The organism is Variovorax sp. FW305-3-2-15-B-LB1, assembly GCF_058787635.1.
On sequence record NZ_JBYSZY010000003.1, the window covers coordinates 165,757 to 185,002 of the forward strand.

Below are 19,246 nucleotides of genomic sequence, written 5' to 3' on the forward strand. Positions count from 1 at the left end.
ATTACTCCTAGGCATGCACCAGCGTGCCCTCGTCCTCGCCCATCACGACGCGCTTGAGGGCGCCGTTCTTGAAGATCGAGAACACCTTGATCGGCAGCTTCTGGTCGCGGCACAGCGCGAAGGCCGTGGCGTCCATGATGCCGAGATTCTGCGCAATCGCCTCGTCGAAGGTGAGCGAGGCGTAGCGCGTGGCTTCGGGGTGGGTCTTGGGATCGGCGGTGTAGACGCCGTCCACCTTGGTCGCCTTGAGCACCAGCTCAGCGCCGATCTCGGCACCGCGCAGTGCGGCGGCCGTGTCGGTCGTGAAGAAGGGGTTGCCGGTACCGGCCGCAAACACCACGACCTTGCCCTCTTCGAGGTACTGCAGGGCCTTGGGGCGCACATAGGGCTCGACCACCTGCTCGATGGCGATGGCGGACATCACGCGGGCCACGAGGCCCTGCTTGTCCATCGCGTCGGCCAGGGCCAGCGAGTTCATGACGGTGGCCAGCATGCCCATGTAGTCGGCCGTGGCGCGGTCCATGCCGACGGAGCCTCCCGCGACACCGCGGAAGATGTTGCCGCCGCCGATCACGACCGCCACCTGGACGCCCATGTTCACGACCTCGGCCACCTCTTCGACCATGCGCACGATGGTGGCGCGGTTGATGCCGAAGGCGTCATCGCCCATCAATGCCTCACCCGACAGCTTCAACAAGATTCGCTTGTGGGCTGGGCGGGCATCAGACATGGGCATTTTCCTTAGAGGGTTGGCGGGGGCGAGTGTAAAACGTGGCGGTGAAAAAGCGGCGGCACGCTGTCGCGCACCGCCGCTTGGAGGCCTGCCGGATCAGGCGGCAGCCTTGGCAGCAGCGACCTGGGCAGCGACTTCGGCAGCGAAGTCGTCGACCTTCTTCTCGATGCCTTCGCCGACCACGTACAGGGTGAAGCCCTTGATCGTGGTGTCGGCGGCCTTGAGCATCTGCTCGACGGTCTGCTTGTCGTTCTTCACGAACGGCTGGTTGTGCAGCGAGACTTCCTTGAGGTACTTCTGCACGCCGCCTTCGATGCGCTTGGCAACGATGTCGGCCGGCTGCGGCTTCTTGCCTTCGGCTTCGGCCGTCTTGCGGTCTTCTTCAGCCTTGCCGGCGGCCACTGCGCGCTCTTTTTCGATCAGGTCGGCGGGCACGTCCGATGCCTGGATGGCGACCGGCTTCATGGCGGCGATGTGCATCGCGACGTCCTTGGCCGAGGTGTCGTCACCTTCGAATTCGACCATCACGCCGATGCGCGTGCCGTGCAGGTACGACGCCAGCTTGCCGTTGCCCGTGAAGTGCTTGAAGCGGCGGAAGCTCATGTTCTCGCCGATCTTGCCGATCAGGCCCTTGCGCACGTCTTCGAGCGTGGGGCCGAAGCCGTCCTGCTCGTAAGCCAGCGCGCCCAGTGCGGCGATGTCGGCCGGGTTGTTCTTGGCGACCAGCATCGCGGCAGCGTTGGCCATGGCCAGGAAGCTGTCGTTCTTGGTGACGAAGTCGGTTTCGCAGTTGATTTCGATCATGCCGCCGGCAGCGCCGTCGACGAAAGCCGTGACCACGCCTTCAGCGGTGATGCGGCCCGATGCCTTGCCAGCCTTGTTGCCGAGCTTGATGCGCAGCAGCTCTTCGGCCTTTTCCATGTTGCCGTCGGCCTCCGTCAGGGCCTTCTTGCATTCCATCATGGGCGCATCGGTCTTCGCGCGCAGTTCGCCGACCATGCTTGCGGTGATTGCAGCCATTTGTGTATCTCCGTAAATCCAAAAATCAGGTTAAAAAAAAGGGGCACCAAAGCCCCTTCTTCAGGCTCGCGAACGCGCCTATCAGGCCGAAGCGCCTTCTTCGACTTCGACGAATTCGTCGCCGCTGCCTTCGGCAACGGCCTTGACCACGTCACCACCGGCGCTGTTGCGGCCTTCGATGATCGCGTCGGCGATGCCACGGGCATACAGCGTGACGGCCTTCGACGAGTCGTCGTTGCCGGGGATCACGTAGTCGATGCCTTCGGGCGAGTGGTTGGAGTCGACCACGCCGATCAGCGGGATGCCGAGCTTCTTGGCTTCGGCCACGGCGATCTTGTGGAAGCCCACGTCGATCACGAAGATGGCGTCGGGCAGCGCAGCCATGTCCTGGATGCCGCCGATGTCCTTCTCGAGCTTCGCGATTTCGCGCGAGAACGTGAGCTGTTCTTTCTTGCTCAGGCTGTCGAGGCCGGCTTCTTGCTGGGCCTTCATGTCCTTCAGACGCTTGATCGAGGTCTTGACGGTCTTGAAGTTGGTCAGCATGCCGCCGAGCCAGCGGGTGTCGACGAAAGGCACGCCGGCGCGGCGAGCTTCTGCAGCGACGATTTCACGGGCCTGGCGCTTCGTGCCGACCATCAGGATCGTGCCGCGGTTGGCCGTGAGTTGCTTGGCGTACTTCATCGCGTCCTGGAACATCGGGAGCGACTTTTCCAGGTTGATGATGTGAATCTTGTTGCGGTGACCGAAGATGAACGGAGCCATCTTGGGGTTCCAGAAGCGGGTTTGGTGACCGAAGTGGACACCGGCTTCCAGCATTTCGCGCATGGTGGTCGACATTGAATTTACTCCAAAGGTTGGGTCTAAAATCCAGCCCGTTTTGCGCCCCTTCGACGGGGTCGCAACACCTTGATTGGGCCGGTTTGCGGATGTGCTTGACTGGCGGCGACAAAACTGTCGCATAACCAGCGAAACCCAAAGAGTATAGCACGGCGGCCACCCCCTCCTCCCTCGAACCGAGCCGTTCCAAGGTACCCTCGACGCCATGAACGACCTTCACGCCACCCGTCTCACCCTTCTGGCTGGCGGTTCCGATGCGCGCACCGAAATGGAGCGCGCCATCGCCCTCTCCGAATCTCCCGCCTGCGCCCACGTTTTCACCCGCACGATGTTCGACGAGGCCCGCGCGGCCGCCGCCGCATCGGCGCCCGAAAGCCGCCTCGCCGGGCTTGCCTTCACCAGCAAGGACCTGTTCGACGTCGCCGGCCAGCCGACACCCGCCGGCTCGGCCGTGCTCTCGCACGCACCGGCCGCCCCAGCCGATTCGCTCGCCGTGGCCCGACTGCGCGCCGCCGGCGGCGTGCTGACCGGGCGCACCAACATGACGGAGTTCGCCTTTTCCGGCGTCGGCGTCAACCCGCACCACGGCACGCCGGCCAACGTGAGCGACACCGCCACGCCGCGCATTCCGGGCGGCTCGTCCTCCGGCGCGGCGATCTCGGTGGCGAGCGGTGCGGCCTTCATCGGCCTGGGCTCCGACACCGGCGGCTCGATCCGCATCCCGGCGGCGCTGAATGGCATCGTCGGCTTCAAGAACACCGCCCGCCTCACGCCGGCCGACGGCGCGCTGCCGCTGTCGACCACGCTCGACACCGTCTGCGCCATGACCCGCTCGGTGCGCGACGCCGTCACCGCGCACGAGATCCTCTCGGCGCGGCAGGTGACGCCCGGCTCGGCGCCGCTGTCGGCCTACCGGCTGGCCGTCGTGAAGAACGTCTTCCTCGACGACCTCGAGCCCGCCGTGGCCACGGTCTTCGAGCGCACCCTCGCGACCCTGCGCGCCACGAGCGCTCATATTCACGAGATCGAACTGCCTGAGCTGGCCGACCTGCAGGCCATCAACGCCACCGGCGGCTTCTCGGCGGCCGAGTCGTACGCTTGGCACCGGCTGCTGCTGGAGCGCAGCGGCGCCGGCTACGACCCGCGCGTGGCGCAGCGCATCCTGCGCGGCGCCAGCATGAAGGCACACGAGTACATCGACCTGGTCCGCGCCCGCCGCGACTGGATCGCCCGCGTCGAGAAGGCGCTGGCACCGTTCGACGCCGTGGTGTCGCCGACCGTGCCGATCACGGCGCCGTCCATCGCCAGCGTGGCACCGGGTGCCGAGCGCGACGACGAATTCTTCCGCGTCAACGCGCTGCTGCTGCGCAACCCGTCGATCGTCAACATGCTCGACGGCTGCGCCATTTCGCTGCCCTGCCACGCCGACGGCGAACTGCCGGTCGGCCTGATGCTGTGGCACTGCGCGATGCACGACGACGCCGTGCTCGCGGTGGCCCTCCAGGCCGAACGCACGCTACAGAAATAACCGCTGTCACCGCCCGCCTCACGGGCGTCAGCCGCTTCTTTTATCTAGAACATTTCAATGAAAATCGCGATCGTGGGCGCCGGCATCGTCGGCGTCACCACCGCCTGGGAACTGGTTTCCGACGGCCATGAAGTGAGCGTGTTCGAACGCCGCGGCGCCGCCGCCGAAGAGGCCAGCTTCGCCAACGCCGGCGTGGTCGCGCCGGGTTATGTCACGCCGTGGGCCGCACCGGGCATGCGCGGCAAGGTGCTGCGCTCGCTGCTGTCTTCGCACGGCGCCATCAAGCTGCGCTGGCCGCTGAGTTCGCGCGACCTCAGCTGGATGTCGCGCTGGCAGAAGGCCTGCAAGCTCGAGACCTACCTGGCCAACCGCGCCCGCATGCAGCGGCTGGCTTTCTACAGCCGCACCCGGCTGCACGCGGTGACCGAAGCACGCGAGCTGAGCTACGAACGCAGCGATGGCTACCTGGTGCTGCTGCGTTCCAAGCGCGAGAAAAAGCTGGTGCAGCCCGGGCTGGAGGTGCTGCGCTCGGCCGGCAGCGTGTTCCGCGAGATCGACGCCGACGAGGCCCGCCTGATCGAGCCCGCGCTCAACCCCGACACCCCGCTGGCAGGCGCGATCCACCTGCCGGAAGACGAGGTCGCGAACTGCCGCCAGTTCGCACTGCTGCTCAAGTGGGAAGCCGAGGCTTTGGGCGCGCAGTTCCACTTCAACTGCGACATCGCACCCCTGAGCCGCGCCGCCCCCACCTCGCTGACGCTGGCCAGCGGCTCGGACGCATTGCAGTTCGACGCCATCGTGGTGTGCGCCGGGCTGTCGTCCGCCGCGCTGCTGCGCCCGCTGGGACTGCGCATTCCGCTGGCGCCGGTCTACGGCCACTCGGTCAGCGCCCCGGTGCGCGAGCCGCTCAACGCGCCGCGCAGCGCGGTGATGGACGAACGCTACAAGGTCGCGATCTCCCGCCTGGGCCAGCGCGTGCGCGTGGCCGGCAGCGCCGAGATCGGCGGCTCGCCCGACGCCATGAGCCCGGCCGCGATCCAGACGCTCTACAAGGTGCTGCACGACTGGTTTCCGGGCGCAGCCACGCTGCAATCGGGCATCCAGCAATGGAAGGGCGCCCGGCCGATGCTCCCCGACGGCCCGCCGGTGCTGGGCGCCAGCGGCATTCCCGGCGTGTGGCTCAACCTGGGCCACGGCTCGAGCGGCTGGGCGCTGTCTTGCGGCAGCGCGCGCGTGCTCGGCGACCTGATTGGCGGGCAAGACCCCGGCATCGACCTCGAAGGCCTGGGGATCGAGCGGCTCAGTCTTTAGGACCCCAGCGGCGCAGTTGCTCGGGGGTGGCCGGTTTTTCCACCGGCAGTTCGGGCCGGGGCGCCCAGCGTTGGGCGATCAACCCCAGGATCGCCGGCGCGATCAGCCCGAAGAACACCAGCACCAGCAGGTCCAGGCTCAACATCAGCCACTGCGTGCCGGACCCTGCCTCGACCGGCACGTCGAGCCACCGGATCACACCGATGCCATAACCCACGCCCAGGGCCCACGCGATGTCGCGCAGCGGCACCCGGCGCAACACCTCGGCCAGCAGGAACAGCCCCCACACCACGATCAGCAGGCCGACCGCCCAGGCCGCGCCGGCGATCATCGCTGCGGCCGCGCCAACGAAGCCGGCCAGGCACGCCAGCAGCAGAAGCAGCAACCAGCCGAAGGTCTTGAGCGTCATCGGTCGATGATAGGAGGCGCGGCGTCGGCGGCACAATGGCTCGATGCATCGCATCACGTCCGCCAGCGCCGCCGATCTGTTCGACATCGCCGCCACGCGTCGCATCGAGCAGGCGGCCGCCTCCGCCCTTCCCCCTCACACGCTGATGCAGCGCGCCGGCCTCGCCGCGGCGCGGCTCGCAATGGCGCTCGCGCCACACGCGCGAACGATCTGGATCGCCTGCGGCCCCGGGAACAACGGCGGCGACGGCTTCGAAGCCGCGGCGCAACTGCGGCATCGCGGCTTCTCTCCGGTCGTCACCTTCGTGGGCGATGAAGGCCGGCTGCCAGCGGATGCCAAGGCGTCGCTGCAGCGTGCGCGCGATGCGGGCGTCACCTTCGCCTCGGCGCCGCCATCAAGCTTCGAGCTGGCGATGGATGCGCTGCTCGGCATCGGATCGACCCGCCCGCCGTCGGGCACGATGGCCGAATGGCTTGCGCGGATGCACGCGAGCGCCTCGCCGGCGCTCAGCATCGACGTGCCCTCGGGCCTCGATGCCGACACCGGCACGCTAGCCTCCAACGCAGACCAAGCACCGGTATCGGTCCGCACCACCCTCACCTTCCTCACGCTGAAACCCGGCCTGTTCACGGCGCAAGGCCGCGACGCGGCCGGCACGGTGTGGTTCGACGACCTGGGTTGCAGCGCTTTCATCCAGGAGCGACCGACGGCCCGCCTCGCAGGCGCGCCCGGCATCCAGCCGCGCACCCACGCCTCGCACAAGGGCAGCTACGGCGATGTCGCGGTGATCGGCGGTGCCTCGGGCATGGCCGGCGCTGCGCTGCTGGCCGGCTCGGCCGCGCTCCATGCGGGCGCGGGACGCGTGTTCGTCGGATTGCTCGATCCCCGCGCAGCGCCGGTCGACACCTCGCAGCCCGAGCTGATGCTGCGCGACGCCCATTCCCTGGACCTCGCCGGCATGACGGTCGTGTGCGGCTGCGGTGGCGGCGATGCCGTGCGCGAACTGCTGCCGCGCGTGCTGTCGACGGCCGCCGCGCTGGTGCTCGACGCCGACGCGCTCAACGCCATCGCCGCCGATCCGTCACTTCAGGCGCAACTGATCGCGCGAGGCCAGGCCGGCGCTCCCACCGTGCTCACGCCGCATCCGTTGGAAGCCGCGCGCCTGCTCGGCGACACGACGGGCGGCGTGCAAGCCAACCGCCTGGCCGCGGCCCGTGCGCTGGCGTCGCGCTTCGGCGCGGTGACAGTGCTCAAGGGATCTGGAACAGTGATTGCCGATGCAAGCGACGAGCCGCCGGTCATCAACCCGACCGGCAATGCCCGCCTTGCCACCGCAGGCACCGGCGATGTGCTTGCCGGCATGATCGGGGCGGCGCTCGCGATGCGCCGCCCCGAATTCGAGGCGGCATGCGAGGCCGTCTGGCAGCACGGCCGCATCGCCGACCTGTGGCCGGCCGATGCGGCCCCGCTCACGGCAGGCCCGCTGGCCCGCCGCGCACCCGACTGAGCGCAGGACTCAGCCGCGCCCGACGAAGGGCATCTTCGTGGCCATGATGGTGTGGAAGAGCACGTTGGCTTCCAGCGGCAGGTTCGCCATGTAGAGCACCGACTGGCCGACGATCTTGACGTCGATCAGCGGCTCGATCGCGAGCTCGCCGTTGGCCTGCGGCACGCCGGTGGCCATGCGCGCGGCCAGCTCGGTCATGGCATTGCCCACGTCCACCTGCCCCACCGCGATGTCGTACTTGCGGCCGTCGAGCGAAGCGGTCTTGGTCAGCCCTTCGACCGCGTGCTTGGTCGAGGTGTAGGCCGCGGAATTCGGCCGCGGCGTGGTCGCCGAGATCGACCCGTTGTTGATGATGCGGCCGCCTCGCGGCGTCTGCGCCTTCATCGTGCGGAAGGCCTGCTGGATGCAGAAGAACATGCCGGTGAGGTTGATGTCCACCACGCCCTTCCACTGCTCGGGCGTCCAGTCCTCGAACGGCCCCGGCGGGTTGCCCACGCCGGCGTTGTTGAACAGCAGGTCGACGCGCCCGAAGCGCTCGACCGTGGCGCCGAACAGCGCCTGCACCGAGTCGGCATTGGCCACGTCGGTGGGCACCGCGAAGGCGCGCGCACCGGCGCCCGACTCTTCCGCCACCTGCTCCAGCGGCTCAAGGCGGCGCCCCGCAAGGGCCACGCTCCAGCCGTCCGCCAGCAGGGCCAGCGCGGCCGCGCGGCCGATGCCCGACCCCGCGCCCGTGACGATCGCGATGCGGCCCTTGTTGTTTTCCACGCTCATGCTCCAAGTCTCCTTTTCAACTGATCCATACACACGGTAAGTAAACCGGTAGTGTGCACGGCGCGTCTCATCCGCGGCGGGGCTTGCGCCCCTTGCCCTGCATCTTGTTGGCGGCTTTCTTCACCGCCGACTTGAAGGCCTGCATGGCCGATTGCGGGCCGGCAGGCACCGCGGCAGCGCCGCCGCCACCGTGCTCCGAACGCGACTCGCCACCGGCCTCCGCCTTGTGGCGGGAGCTTCGCTTGGCCGACGCCTTCACCGGCGCGCCGCCCTTGTCCTTCATGGCGCGCGAGGTCAGGTCTTCGCCTTCGCGCACGAGGCGGAAGTCGATCTTGCGGCCATCGAGGTCGACGCGGCTCACCTGCACCCGCACCCGCGTGCCGATGGCATAGCGGATGCCGGTGCGCTCGCCGCGCAGTTCCTGGCGCATCTCGTCGAACTTGAAGTACTCGCCGCCGAGCTCGGTGATGTGGACCAGGCCCTCGACGTACATCGCATCGAGCGTGACGAAGATGCCGAAGGTGGTGGCCGCGGTGACCACGCCGCCGTATTCCTCGCCGAGGTGCTCGCGCATGTACTTGCACTTGAGCCAGGCCTCGACGTCGCGGCTGGCTTCGTCGGCGCGGCGCTCGTTAGCGCTGCAATGCAGGCCGGCGGCTTCCCAGGCCAGCACTTCCTTGCTGGGCGCGACGGTCGCCTTCTGCGGCTTGTTGGTCGGCGCCTTGACGCGCGAAGCGAGCCGCTTGGCCAGCTTGGCATGCGCCTCGCCGGGCGTGGGCAGCATCGGCAACTGGTAGCGCGTCTTGCCGAGGATCGCCTTGATCACACGGTGCACCAGCAGGTCGGGATAGCGACGAATCGGGCTGGTGAAGTGCGTGTAGGCCTCGTAGGCCAGGCCGAAGTGGCCGCTGTTGATCGGCGTGTAGATCGCCTGCTGCATCGAGCGCAGCAGCATGGTGTGGATCTGCTGCGCGTCGGGGCGTTCCTTGGTGGCTTCGGCGATCGCCTGGAACTCGCCGGGACGCGGCTCGTCGGTGATGCTCAGGCCGACACCCATGGCCTTCAGGTAGCCGCGCAGGATTTCCTTCTTCTCGGGCGTCGGGCCTTCGTGCACGCGGAACAGGCCCGGATGCTTGCCTTCGGCGATGAAGTCGGCGCTGCAGACGTTGGCGGCGAGCATCGCTTCTTCGATCAACCGATGCGCCTCGTTGCGGGTGCGCGGCACGATCTTCTCGATGCGGCCGGCATCGTCGCAGATGATCTGCGTCTCGGTGGTTTCGAAGTCGACCGCGCCGCGCTTGCCGCGCTGCTTGAGCAGAGCCTTGTAGACGTCGGCGAGGTTCAGCAGGTCCTTGACGCGGTCCTTGCGCTTGGCCGCTTCGGGCCCGCGCGTGTTGCCGAGGATGGCGGCGACTTCGGTGTACGTGAAGCGCGCATGGCTGAACATCACGGCCGGATAGAACTGGTAGGCGTAGATCTCGCCGTCGGCGGCAACCAGCATGTCGCACACCATGCACAGGCGCTCGACCTCGGGGTTGAGCGAGCACAGGCCGTTCGACAGCTTCTCGGGCAGCATCGGGATCACGCGGCGCGGGAAATAGACGCTGGTGGCGCGGTCGTACGCATCGATGTCGATGGCCGAGCCGGTCTGCACATAAGCACTGACGTCGGCGATGGCGACCAGCAGGCGCCAGCCCTTGCCGCGGCCCACCTTGGCGGGCTCGCAGTACACGGCGTCGTCGAAGTCGCGGGCGTCTTCGCCGTCGATGGTGACGAGCGGCACGTCGGTGAGGTCGATGCGGCCCTTCTTGTCGGCGGGGCGCACCTTCTCGGGCAGGGCCTTGGCCTGCGCCAGGCACTCCGCGGAAAACTCATGCGGCACGCCGTACTTGCGCACGGCGATCTCGATTTCCATTCCGGGGTCGTCGATCTCGCCCAGCACTTCTCTCACGCGGCCCACGGGCTGGCCGAACAAGGCCGGCGGTTCGGTGAGCTGGACGACCACGACCTGACCGACCTTGGCGGGGCCGGTCGCGCCCTTCGGGATCAGGACATCCTGGCCGTAGCGCTTGTCTTCCGGTGCAACGAGCCAGATCCCGCCTTCGTGCAACAGGCGGCCGATGATGGGCTGCTCGGGCCGCTCGACGATCTCGACCACGCGCCCCTCGGGGCGGCCGCGACGGTCCTGTCGCACGATGCGCGCCTTGACGCGATCCTTGTGCAGCACCGCGCGCATCTCGTTCGGTGGCAGGTAGATATCTGCCTCGCCGTCGTCGCGCTGCACGAAGCCGTGCCCGTCGCGATGTCCTTGAACAGTTCCTTCGATTTCATCCAACAAGCTGCTGGAAGTGACATTATTTTTGATATGATCTCCTTCTTTCCTGAAATTCAAAACGTGGCTGCTTCTGCAGTCATGTGGGCCCAGATGGCGGAATTGGTAGACGCACTAGTTTCAGGTACTAGCGAGTAACATCGTGGAGGTTCGAGTCCTCTTCTGGGCACCAAGTTTAAACAGACCTTTACCAGGTCATCCGATTGAAGCCACCGGTCTCCGGTGGCTTTTTTCATGGCCGCTCGAAACTGCATCAAACGGGCGACGCGATCGTCAGATCGCACCCCTCGACGCCGGCCATGCGCGCACGATCGCACCCACCCGCCTTCGGCAGGGCACCCGCCGCACGAGCGATGTCGCGCAGAAGCCGAAATTTCGACTCGCTCAAAAGAGCGCGCCAAATTTGTGTATATAATCGTAGTCTTTGCTGAGAAGCAAAATCAGCCCAGATGGCGGAATTGGTAGACGCACTAGTTTCAGGTACTAGCGAGTAACATCGTGGAGGTTCGAGTCCTCTTCTGGGCACCAAGATTGAACAGACCCTTACCAGGTCTTCTGACAAAAGCCACCGGCCTCCGGTGGCTTTTTTCTTGGCCGTTTGAATCAGGCGCATCAAACGGGCAACGCGATCAGGTCGTGGCCTTCGGCGCCCACGATGCGTGCACGCGTGAACTCGCCGACCTTCATCGTCTTGCTGATCTTCTCGGGTGGCAGGAGGCGAACAGTGCCGTCGATTTCCGGTGCATCGGCGTACGTACGCCCCACCCCACCCTTGCGGCCCAGCGCCGGCGCTGAATCGACCAGCACCTGCATCGTCGAGCCGACGCGCTTTTGCAGCTTGGCGATCGACACGGCCTCGGCCACTTCCATGAAGCGGGCGCGGCGCGCTTCGCGCTCGGCCTCGGGCAGCATGCCCGGAATGTCGTTGGCAGTGGCGCCTTCGACCGGGCTGTAGGCAAAGCAGCCCGCACGATCGATCTCGGCTTCGCGGATGAAGTCGAGCAGGTGCTCGAACTCCTGCTCCGTCTCGCCCGGGAAGCCGGCGATGAAGGTGCTGCGGATCACGAGTTCGGGGCAGGTCTCGCGCCAGCGCGCGATCCGCTCCAGGTTCTTCTCGCCGCTGGCCGGCCGCTTCATGCGCTTGAGCACGTCGGGGTGGCTGTGTTGCAGCGGCACGTCGAGGTACGGCAGCACCAAGCCGCTCGCCATCAATGGAATGATTTCGTCGACGCTCGGATAGGGGTACACGTAGTGCAGGCGCACCCAGGCGCCATACGGCTCGGCGATTTCGCCCAGCGTGCGCACGAGTTCGAGCATGCGGGTCTTGACCGGCTTGCCATCCCAGAAGCCGGTGCGGTACTTCACGTCGACGCCGTAGGCCGAGGTGTCCTGGCTGATCACCAGCAGCTCCTTCACGCCGCCCTCGAACAGGGCCTTGGCTTCGCTGAGCACATCGCCCACCGGACGCGAGACCAGGTCGCCGCGCATCGAGGGAATGATGCAGAAGGTGCAACGGTGGTTGCAGCCTTCGCTGATCTTCAGGTAGGCATAGTGCCGCGGCGTCAGCTTGAGGCCGGCCACGCCGAAGGTGTTGGGCACGAGGTCGATGAACGGATCGTGCGGCTTCGGCAGGTTGGCGTGCACGGCATCCATCACCTCCTGCGTGGCATGCGGACCGGTGACGGCCAGCACGCTGGGGTGCATCTGACGCACGAGGTTGCCGCCTTGGTCGCCGGTCTTGGCGCCCAGACAGCCGGTGACGATCACACGGCCGTTCTCGGCGAGGGCTTCACCGATGGTGTCCAGGCTTTCCTTCACGGCATCGTCGATGAAGCCGCAGGTGTTGACGATGACGAGGTCGGCGCCCTCGAAAGTCTTGGCGGTTTGATACCCCTCGGCACTCAGCTGGGTCAGGATCAATTCGGAATCGGTCAAGGCCTTGGGGCAACCAAGGCTGACGAAGCCGACCTTGGGGGCGGTCGGCGTGACGGTACGTTCAGGGGAGGCAACTTCGCTCATAGGCCTCTATTGTCCCAGCTATCGGTGACAGCGGGGCATTCATCGGGCAGTCACCCCATTCGGGCGGGCCGCCGCGCGGCGCTCAGGGGCGCTTGATGCCAAAGGCGCCCAGCACCTGCTCGGTGTTTTTCTGCATCTGCTCCTGCATCTGCAGGAAGACGTTCTTCGATTGCTCGACGTAGTTGCCCATCAGCCCCTGGATCATCGGCGACTGCATGGTCATGAAGCGCGACCACATTTCGGGCGTCAGGCCTTCGGCCTTTTCGGCGAGCTGGGCCTGCATCTCGGTCATGGCCTGGATGTTCTTCTCGAGGTACGGGCCCATGTAGCCCTGCATGGCCTGGCCGTAGAAACGGATGATGTTGGCCAGCACCTGCTCGGTGAACATCGGCGCGCCACCGGCTTCTTCTTCCAGGATGATCTGCAGCAGGATGCTGCGCGTGAGGTCGTCGCCGGTCTTGGCGTCGCGCACCACGAACTGCGCGTTCTTGATGACCAGCTGCTTGACCTCGGTCAGCGTGATGTACGTGGATGTCTCCGTGTCGTAGAGCCGTCGGTTGGGGTACTTCTTGATCACACGCTGGACCGGCTTCACCCCGGACTTCTTGCTCTGCACTACAGACTCCTTCACATGGACGCCCATGTCATCGGATGATTCTAGGGAGCGGTTTTGCTGCATCGCGACAAGGTTTACCCTGACCGTGATTCTTCTTCAGGCATCCGACGCTGTCGCGTACTCGGCACCGCACGCATGACACGCTGCAGTTTCGGGACGCTCGGGGGTCGACAACCTGAATCGCAGCGGGATCTTCTGCCCGTAGACAACCCAGCACCGGGGGCAATGCTCCTGTCCCGCCGTCGGAAGATAGGCGCGTGCGCGCTGCTCGGCGCGCTCCTCGGTCACCGGCATGCCCTGTCGTTGTGCACGCGCGACTTCGCGTGCGGCCATGGTGTCGGCGCGACCGGCGGCGAGGTCATTGATGCCGTAGACCGCGCGTGCGAATTCAAGAGGGGCCTGCTTGAGCAATGCGGCCACGCGGTGGTCGACGTGCGCCCGATCAACCGGCGTTGATCGCGTATTCATCAGATCGCTTATCAAGGAAATTCGAGAAGGTTGGCAGACCACTCAAGGTAGCACAACCACATGGCTCAGGCACCTTGCCTGCACCGCGCGAAGGGCCGCCCGTGAAAGGTTTTTTTGCTTGCGCCGATCGCTCAGGACGACCGGGCGAATCCAGAGACAAACACGTCGTCCAAACGACGAACGGGTTGCAGCGAAATCGCTGCAACCCGTGTTTGAATTTGGTAGGCGCGATTGGATTCGAACCAACGACCCCCACCATGTCAAGGTGGTGCTCTAACCAACTGAGCTACGCGCCTAAGAGAAGCATCGAGTATAGCAGGAGAAATGGCCCTTTTCAGCGCCGACGTGCAGATCGCACACCAGTCACTGCAGTCACCACACTCAATACCTGCGTCAAACGCGCGGCATCGGCGATTTCCACGGTGAACGTCATCCACGCCGTGCCCTTGATCGACTGCGTCTGCACGCCGATCACGTTCATCTTTTCGCGTGCAAACACGTCGGAGATATCGCGCAGCAACCCTTGGCGGTCGGCTGCTTCCACAGCCACATCCACTGCATAGACCGGCGCATCAGCGCCCTTCTTCGGCAGGCCCCATTCGACATCGATCACGCGTTCGCCGTCCTTCGCGGCCATCGTGCGGAAGTTGCTGCAATCCGCACGATGCACGCTGACGCCATGGCCGCGCGTGACGAAGCCGCGGATCGCATCCGGCGGCGCCGGCTTGCAGCACTTGGCGAGTTGCGTCATCAGCGACGACACGCCCACCACCAGCACGCCGCCCTTGCCCGACTTCTCGCTGCCGCGCGCCTTCTTGATCTGCACGCCGTCGTCAGGGTTCAGCGCCGGCTCGGGCGGACGCAGCAGCGTCTCGATGTTGCGCAGCGAAAACTCGTCCTTGCCGACCACCTCGAACAGATGGTCCGCCGACTTGAAGCCAAGCTGCGACGCCAGGTCTTCGAGCCGCATGGCCGTCTTGCCTTCGCGCTGCAGCAGCTTCTCGACGGCTTCGCGTCCGCGCGCCACGGTCTCGTGCGTGATCTGCGCGTTGAACCAGGCGCGCACCTTGGCGCGTGCGCGGTGGCTCGCCAGATAACCGAGCTCCGCATTCAGCCAGTCGCGCGACGGACCGCCTTCCTTGGCCGCCATGATCTCGACCGTCTGCCCGTTCGACAGTGGCGTGTTCAGCGGCACCATCGCGCCATCGACACGCGCACCGCGGCAGCGATGCCCCAGCGTCGTGTGCACCGTGTAGGCGAAATCGACCGGCGTGGCGCCCTGCGGCAACTCGACGATGGCGGCATCGGGCGTGAGCACATAGATGCGGTCGTCGAACAGCCCCTGCCCCTGCAACCCACCCGACAGGTCGCGTTCCCAGGCCAGCAGCTGGCGCAGCACGGCGATCTTGGCGTCGTACTCACCGCTCGCCCAGACGCCGGCGTAGCCCTTGTGGCCCGCTTCCTTGTAGGCCCAGTGCGCAGCCACGCCATGCTCGGCGTGGTCGTGCATCTCCTCGGTGCGGATCTGGATCTCGATCGGCTTGCCCACCTTGCCGTCGACGATCTCGCGCACCACCGTGTGCAGCGACTGGTAGCCGTTGGGCTTGGGCCGTGCGATGTAGTCGTCGAACTCCTCGTCGATGGGCTGGAAGTGCGAGTGCACCCAGGCCAGCGCGGCATAGCAGTCCTTCACGTCCGGCACCACCACGCGCAGCGCGAGGATGTCGAAGACCTGCTCGAAGTCGAGCGACTTGCCGCGCATCTTCTTGACGATGCTGTAGATGTTCTTCGGGCGTCCCTGCACCGTGGCCTTGACGCCTTCGGCCTGCAGTTCGTGCTCCAGCTGCGAACGCAACTGCTCGACGTGGCCTTCGCGCTCGATGCGCTTCTCGTCGAGCAGGCGCGCGATCAGCTTGTAGGTCTCGGGCTCGAGAAAGCGGAACGAGAGATCTTCGATCTCCCACTTCACCTGCCAGATGCCCAGCCGGTTCGCAAGCGGCGCAAACACCTGCAGCGACTCGCGCGCCACGCTCTCGGGCGCGGGCTGCTTGCTGGCCGCCGCGTGCCGCAGCGTCTGCAGGCGCGAGGCCAACCGCAGCATGACCACGCGCAGGTCGCGCGAAAACGCGAGCAGCATCTTGCGCACGTTCTCGGTCTGCGCGCCGGCACCTTCGGCGTGGTGCCCTTGCGAGGCGGTGCGCGCCTGCTCCTGCACGCGCACGAGCTTGGTGGTCTCGACCGCGAGCGCCGCGAAGTTATCTCCGAAAACCTTGGCGATCACTTCCTGCGGGCGGTTCAGGTGCTGACACGAATACACGAGGTAGCTCGCGGCCTGCATCGCCTCGGAGCCGCCCATCTTCGCGACGATGGCGGCCACGGCATCGGCGTGCGCCAACGTGTTCTCGCCGGTGTCGAGCTTTTCGTCGGCGATCAGCGGCTCGGCGAACGCGCGGGCGCGCGCCAGCATGTTCTCCATGACCGGCGAGCGGTCGGCCGTGGCGGCCGACAGCGGGTAATCGACCATGACGCCGTCGGACAGGGGTGCCGTCTGAAGGTTCGCAGACTCTCGCTTCACGATGCCCTCAATCGAACAGGAAATTCGTGACGACGGCGACCTGTGCGGGATCGACGAAAGTCGGCGCGTGCCCCACGCCCTCGAACTCGACGAGCGTGGCGCGCGGCCCACGCTGCGTCATCGCGGCCGCCGTCTCGGGCGACAGCAGGTCGGACGCCGCGCCGCGCGTGAGCAGCGCGCGCGCGTCGATGGCGTCGTACAGGCTCCACATCACCGCCCCGCCCTGCGCCGCGATCTCGGGCGTGATGGCCCGCAACGGCACGCCGATGGCCGGGTCGTAGTGCAGCACCCAGGCGCCCTCGCCCACCGGGCCGGCACTGGCGGTCTTGGCGGCACCGTCGGCGCTGCGCTCAGAAGCCGGCACCACCATGTGCTGCGACAGCGCGCGCCACTGCTCGGGCGTGTGCGGCCCGAACGTGGTCGACAGGGCCCACATCGCATCGGCCGCGGCCTGCACGCTCGGAAACTGGCCGCTCTTGCCCACATAAGCGCCGATGCGCTGGATGGCAGCGGGCTCGACCGTGGGGCCGACATCGTTCGCGACGAAACGGCGAATGGGCCGTGGCAGCGGCAGCTCTTTATGGCCGGCCAGCACGAAGCCGATCAGCCCGCCCATGCTGGTGCCGACGTAGTCGAGCGTGTCGATGGGATGCTCGCCGTGCAACTGCGCGATCAGCGCCACCATGTCTGCGGCATACACGGGCACTTGATAGAAAGCAGGGTCGCGCAGCCAGTCGCTGCGGCCGCGCCCGACCACGTCGGGACAGACCACGCGCACATCGCCGCCCGCGCGCGCCACGATGGCCTGCGCGAGCACGTCGAAATCGCGCCCCTGCCGGGTCAGCCCGTGCACGCAGATCACGACATGTGCGCTGTGCGCGCTGCCCCATTGCCAATAGGCCATGCGATGACCGCCCTGGGCGTCGTTGCAGGCCACGTCGTGAAGGGTCGGTTCTGTCATGGAAACGGAGGGGTTCGGGTGCGGATAATGGTCTCGTTGCATCCTAATTCATCCGGAGATTGATCTTCATGCTCAAAGGCAAAACCGCGCTTGTCACGGGGTCCACCAGTGGCATTGGCTTCGCCATCGCCAAGGCGTTGGCCCAACAGGGCGCACACATCGTGCTCAACGGCTTCGGCGACGCCGACACTCCCAAGGCCCAGATCGAGGCGCTCGACGTGCGCGCCGAGTACCACGGGGCCGACATGAGCAAGCCCGACCAGATCGAGGACATGATGAAGTTCGCGGCGTCGAAGTTCGGCCGTGTCGACATCCTCGTCAACAACGCCGGCATCCAGCACGTCGCCAAGGTCGAGGACTTCCCGACCGAACGTTGGGACGCGATCCTCGCCATCAACCTCACGAGCGCCTTCCACACGACGCGCCTGGCGATCCCCGCGATGCGCGAGGCCAACTGGGGCCGCATCATCAACGTGGCGTCGGCGCACGGGCTCGTGGCCTCGGCGCAGAAGTCGGCCTATGTCGCAGCCAAGCACGGCATCGTCGGCCTGACCAAGTCGGTGGCGCTCGAAACCGCCACCACCGGCGTCACCTGCAACGCGATCAGCCCGGGCTGGGTGCTCACGGCGCTGGTGCAAAAGCAGATCGACGACCGCGCGGCCCGTGAAGGCATTTCGGCCCTCCAGGCGCAGAACGAATTGCTGGGAGAAAAGCAGCCCTCGCTGCAGTTCACGACGGTCGAGCAACTGGGCGGGCTGGCCGTCTTCCTGAGCTCTCCCGCCGCCGATCAGGTGCGGGGCGTCGCCTGGGCCATGGATGGCGGCTGGACGGCTCAGTAAATAAACAGAGACAACAACGAAAAAACGCCGGCGGCACTCGCCCGCCGGCGCTGCGCTACTTGTCTTCTTACTTGAGCTGCACCGAGCCCGAGACGTTCACGACCACGCTGGTCTTGCCCGCTTCCACCGGCACGGCCGAATCGGCGGCCGAGAACGACTTGGCCTGCATGGCCATCACGCGCGGGCGGATCGGACCGCTGTCGTTCGCGTTCACCGACACCTCGCGCAGCGTGTAGCCGACGAAGCCGAAGCCCTTGGCCAGCTCGCCGGCCTTCTGCTTGAAGTTGTCGATGGCGATGTTCTGCGCCTCGGTCTCGGTCTTGGCGCGCTGCTCGCGGCTCAGGCCGAAACCGACGTTGCCCACGCTGAGCGTGCTGATGCGCCCGGCCGTCTGGGTGATGCGCGCGAAGTCGCGGCCTTCGAGCACGAGCTCGGTCGACCCCTGCCAGCCGTTGATCTTGCCGTCCTTGGTGTAGCGCGGCGAAAGGCTGAAGTTGCCGGTGCGCACGTCGAGCTGGCCCGGCTGCGCATTCTTCTTGGCCTCGGCCAGCGCGGCATCGAGCGCCGTCTTGAGCTGGGTCTGCACAGTGCCCGCCTCGGCGGCGTCGCGCGTGGTGACGAGGGTCATGCTCAGCAGGTCTTGCTGAACTTCGACGGTGCCGGAGGCCGACAGCTGGAGCACGTTTTGTGGAGCAGGCATGACGGCATTCTGGGCCAAGGCGGCGCCGGCAAAGGTCAGCACGGCGCAGGCCGCGATCAATTGAACAGTCTTCAAGACAGATTTCTCCCTGGTGGATGCGAGGAAAAGCCCTCGCCCGCGCCTTCTTCTTCAGTGGCGCAGGCTGCGCGGCGCGGTTTGCGGACTGGCGACGGGCTGCGGTACCGGCACGATGCGCTCGGCAGGCTGTGATTCTGCCGAATTCAGAAGAACACCCGTTCCCGCAGGCACCCACTGCCCCCGGACCTGCTGCCTCAACTCGAAGAGTTCGCCCGCCGTGAGACGGCGCCCCGCCAGCGCTTCGCCTCGGCGCTGCTCTTCCCGCTGGGCCGCCCGGTGCGCGGCCACGGCATCGCGCACTTCGCTGCGGCGCCCTTCACTGACCCGCAAAAACCCTTCGGAAGCGACGGACGTCGCACCACAGGCGCATGCGAAAAAAAGCAGAGGCAAGGCAGAAAAAGAAGGTCTCATCGCGCAATCGTCATAAGGCAGCACGGACTGTGCCACCGCCGGGCAAAGCCCGGATGACCAGACGGCGAGCGGCCGCAAGTTATGTAACTTAGTGTCAACCACTACGGAATTCGGCAGCAATGGGGTCC

Annotated in this window: 17 protein-coding genes and 3 tRNA genes; 6 read left to right on the forward strand and 14 right to left on the reverse strand. The window is 66.4% G+C overall.

Annotated features, from left to right (window positions below):
* Nucleotides 1-7 precede the first annotated feature (7 nt).
* The 3 genes from pyrH to rpsB all read right to left on the reverse strand — a co-directional run bounded on the left by pyrH (nucleotide 8) and on the right by rpsB (nucleotide 2,590).
* Entirely contained in the window at nucleotides 8-730 is a 723-nt protein-coding gene (gene pyrH, locus AC3WQR_RS03435; RefSeq protein WP_390344160.1) for a UMP kinase, read from the reverse strand.
* Nucleotides 731-829: 99 nt separating this feature from the next.
* The gene (gene tsf / locus AC3WQR_RS03440; RefSeq protein ID WP_369632686.1) at nucleotides 830-1,753 is read right to left on the reverse strand and encodes a translation elongation factor Ts; all 924 of its coding nucleotides are present in this window, start codon (nucleotides 1,751-1,753) and stop codon (nucleotides 830-832) included.
* A gap of 81 nt (nucleotides 1,754-1,834) precedes the next feature.
* A complete protein-coding gene (gene rpsB, locus AC3WQR_RS03445; protein WP_062471618.1) occupies nucleotides 1,835-2,590 on the reverse strand; it encodes a 30S ribosomal protein S2 in 756 nt (251 codons plus the stop codon).
* Nucleotides 2,591-2,795: 205 nt separating this feature from the next.
* Between rpsB and AC3WQR_RS03450 the strand changes: the two genes are divergently transcribed.
* Both AC3WQR_RS03450 and AC3WQR_RS03455 read left to right on the forward strand, forming a co-directional pair.
* Nucleotides 2,796-4,118, forward strand: coding sequence for an amidase (locus AC3WQR_RS03450; RefSeq protein ID WP_492741157.1), 1,323 nt, complete (start codon nucleotides 2,796-2,798; stop codon nucleotides 4,116-4,118).
* A gap of 57 nt (nucleotides 4,119-4,175) precedes the next feature.
* Nucleotides 4,176-5,429, forward strand: a complete 1,254-nt coding sequence (locus AC3WQR_RS03455) for a D-amino acid dehydrogenase (RefSeq protein ID WP_492741158.1) — start codon at nucleotides 4,176-4,178, stop codon at nucleotides 5,427-5,429.
* On the opposite strand, the gene AC3WQR_RS03460 is transcribed toward AC3WQR_RS03455, so the two are convergent.
* The gene (locus tag AC3WQR_RS03460) at nucleotides 5,419-5,838 is read right to left on the reverse strand and encodes a hypothetical protein (RefSeq protein WP_139704631.1); all 420 of its coding nucleotides are present in this window, start codon (nucleotides 5,836-5,838) and stop codon (nucleotides 5,419-5,421) included. The genes AC3WQR_RS03455 and AC3WQR_RS03460 overlap by 11 nt on opposite strands.
* A 43-nt stretch (nucleotides 5,839-5,881) precedes the next feature.
* On the opposite strand from AC3WQR_RS03460, the gene AC3WQR_RS03465 reads away from it, so the two are divergent.
* Entirely contained in the window at nucleotides 5,882-7,345 is a 1,464-nt protein-coding gene (locus AC3WQR_RS03465) for an NAD(P)H-hydrate dehydratase (RefSeq protein WP_492741159.1), read from the forward strand.
* Nucleotides 7,346-7,354: 9 nt separating this feature from the next.
* Here the strand turns inward: AC3WQR_RS03465 and AC3WQR_RS03470 are convergent, their stop codons facing one another.
* Both AC3WQR_RS03470 and rnr read right to left on the reverse strand, forming a co-directional pair.
* Complete coding sequence (locus AC3WQR_RS03470) at nucleotides 7,355-8,119, reverse strand: SDR family oxidoreductase (RefSeq protein ID WP_062471631.1); 765 nt, start codon at nucleotides 8,117-8,119, stop codon at nucleotides 7,355-7,357.
* 67 nt (nucleotides 8,120-8,186) lie between these two features.
* On the reverse strand, nucleotides 8,187-10,457 hold the full coding sequence (rnr, locus tag AC3WQR_RS03475; RefSeq protein WP_070060522.1) for a ribonuclease R: 2,271 nt from the start codon (nucleotides 10,455-10,457) through the stop codon (nucleotides 8,187-8,189).
* Nucleotides 10,458-10,538: 81 nt separating this feature from the next.
* Between rnr and AC3WQR_RS03480 the strand changes: the two genes are divergently transcribed.
* A tRNA-Leu gene (locus tag AC3WQR_RS03480) sits at nucleotides 10,539-10,623 on the forward strand.
* 271 nt (nucleotides 10,624-10,894) lie between these two features.
* Nucleotides 10,895-10,979 (forward strand) — tRNA-Leu (locus tag AC3WQR_RS03485).
* An 84-nt stretch (nucleotides 10,980-11,063) separates the two neighbouring features.
* On the opposite strand, the gene rimO is transcribed toward AC3WQR_RS03485, so the two are convergent.
* The 6 genes from rimO to AC3WQR_RS03515 form a co-directional block, all read right to left on the reverse strand.
* A complete protein-coding gene (gene rimO / locus AC3WQR_RS03490) occupies nucleotides 11,064-12,470 on the reverse strand; it encodes a 30S ribosomal protein S12 methylthiotransferase RimO (RefSeq protein ID WP_492741160.1) in 1,407 nt (468 codons plus the stop codon).
* Nucleotides 12,471-12,552: 82 nt separating this feature from the next.
* Nucleotides 12,553-13,113 carry a polyhydroxyalkanoate synthesis repressor PhaR gene (gene phaR, locus AC3WQR_RS03495; protein ID WP_062480702.1) on the reverse strand — a complete coding sequence of 187 codons (561 nt, stop codon included), beginning with the start codon at nucleotides 13,111-13,113 and terminating at the stop codon, nucleotides 12,553-12,555.
* A 69-nt stretch (nucleotides 13,114-13,182) separates the two neighbouring features.
* The gene (locus AC3WQR_RS03500) at nucleotides 13,183-13,506 is read right to left on the reverse strand and encodes a hypothetical protein (protein WP_307693744.1); all 324 of its coding nucleotides are present in this window, start codon (nucleotides 13,504-13,506) and stop codon (nucleotides 13,183-13,185) included.
* A 267-nt stretch (nucleotides 13,507-13,773) separates the two neighbouring features.
* Nucleotides 13,774-13,850, reverse strand: a tRNA-Val gene (locus AC3WQR_RS03505).
* A gap of 38 nt (nucleotides 13,851-13,888) precedes the next feature.
* Nucleotides 13,889-16,078 (reverse strand): RelA/SpoT family protein, encoded by a 2,190-nt coding sequence (locus AC3WQR_RS03510; RefSeq protein ID WP_062480706.1) that lies wholly within the window; start codon nucleotides 16,076-16,078, stop codon nucleotides 13,889-13,891.
* A gap of 58 nt (nucleotides 16,079-16,136) precedes the next feature.
* Complete coding sequence (locus AC3WQR_RS03515) at nucleotides 16,137-17,090, reverse strand: alpha/beta fold hydrolase (RefSeq protein WP_492741161.1); 954 nt, start codon at nucleotides 17,088-17,090, stop codon at nucleotides 16,137-16,139.
* 68 nt (nucleotides 17,091-17,158) lie between these two features.
* On the opposite strand from AC3WQR_RS03515, the gene AC3WQR_RS03520 reads away from it, so the two are divergent.
* Nucleotides 17,159-17,929, forward strand: coding sequence for a 3-hydroxybutyrate dehydrogenase (locus AC3WQR_RS03520; RefSeq protein WP_492741162.1), 771 nt, complete (start codon nucleotides 17,159-17,161; stop codon nucleotides 17,927-17,929).
* A 67-nt stretch (nucleotides 17,930-17,996) separates the two neighbouring features.
* Here the strand turns inward: AC3WQR_RS03520 and AC3WQR_RS03525 are convergent, their stop codons facing one another.
* Both AC3WQR_RS03525 and AC3WQR_RS03530 read right to left on the reverse strand, forming a co-directional pair.
* Nucleotides 17,997-18,704 (reverse strand): SIMPL domain-containing protein, encoded by a 708-nt coding sequence (locus AC3WQR_RS03525; RefSeq protein ID WP_492741163.1) that lies wholly within the window; start codon nucleotides 18,702-18,704, stop codon nucleotides 17,997-17,999.
* Nucleotides 18,705-18,758: 54 nt separating this feature from the next.
* Nucleotides 18,759-19,238 (reverse strand): hypothetical protein, encoded by a 480-nt coding sequence (locus AC3WQR_RS03530; RefSeq protein ID WP_253252394.1) that lies wholly within the window; start codon nucleotides 19,236-19,238, stop codon nucleotides 18,759-18,761.
* Nucleotides 19,239-19,246: the final 8 nt, after the last annotated feature.

Bases quoted from the DNA above. Each gene is read 5' to 3' on its own strand.
- pyrH (WP_390344160.1), bottom strand. From the start codon at position 730: ATGTCTGATGCCCGCCCAGCCCACAAGCGAATCTTGTTGAAGCTGTCG.
- tsf (WP_369632686.1), bottom strand. From the start codon at position 1,753: ATGGCTGCAATCACCGCAAGCATGGTCGGCGAACTGCGCGCGAAGACC.
- rpsB (WP_062471618.1), bottom strand. From the start codon at position 2,590: ATGTCGACCACCATGCGCGAAATGCTGGAAGCCGGTGTCCACTTCGGT.
- AC3WQR_RS03450 (WP_492741157.1), top strand. From the start codon at position 2,796: ATGAACGACCTTCACGCCACCCGTCTCACCCTTCTGGCTGGCGGTTCC.
- AC3WQR_RS03455 (WP_492741158.1), top strand. From the start codon at position 4,176: ATGAAAATCGCGATCGTGGGCGCCGGCATCGTCGGCGTCACCACCGCC.
- AC3WQR_RS03460 (WP_139704631.1), bottom strand. From the start codon at position 5,838: ATGACGCTCAAGACCTTCGGCTGGTTGCTGCTTCTGCTGCTGGCGTGC.
- AC3WQR_RS03465 (WP_492741159.1), top strand. From the start codon at position 5,882: ATGCATCGCATCACGTCCGCCAGCGCCGCCGATCTGTTCGACATCGCC.
- AC3WQR_RS03470 (WP_062471631.1), bottom strand. From the start codon at position 8,119: ATGAGCGTGGAAAACAACAAGGGCCGCATCGCGATCGTCACGGGCGCG.
- rimO (WP_492741160.1), bottom strand. From the start codon at position 12,470: ATGAGCGAAGTTGCCTCCCCTGAACGTACCGTCACGCCGACCGCCCCC.
- phaR (WP_062480702.1), bottom strand. From the start codon at position 13,113: ATGGGCGTCCATGTGAAGGAGTCTGTAGTGCAGAGCAAGAAGTCCGGG.
- AC3WQR_RS03510 (WP_062480706.1), bottom strand. From the start codon at position 16,078: ATGGTCGATTACCCGCTGTCGGCCGCCACGGCCGACCGCTCGCCGGTC.
- AC3WQR_RS03515 (WP_492741161.1), bottom strand. From the start codon at position 17,090: ATGACAGAACCGACCCTTCACGACGTGGCCTGCAACGACGCCCAGGGC.
- AC3WQR_RS03520 (WP_492741162.1), top strand. From the start codon at position 17,159: ATGCTCAAAGGCAAAACCGCGCTTGTCACGGGGTCCACCAGTGGCATT.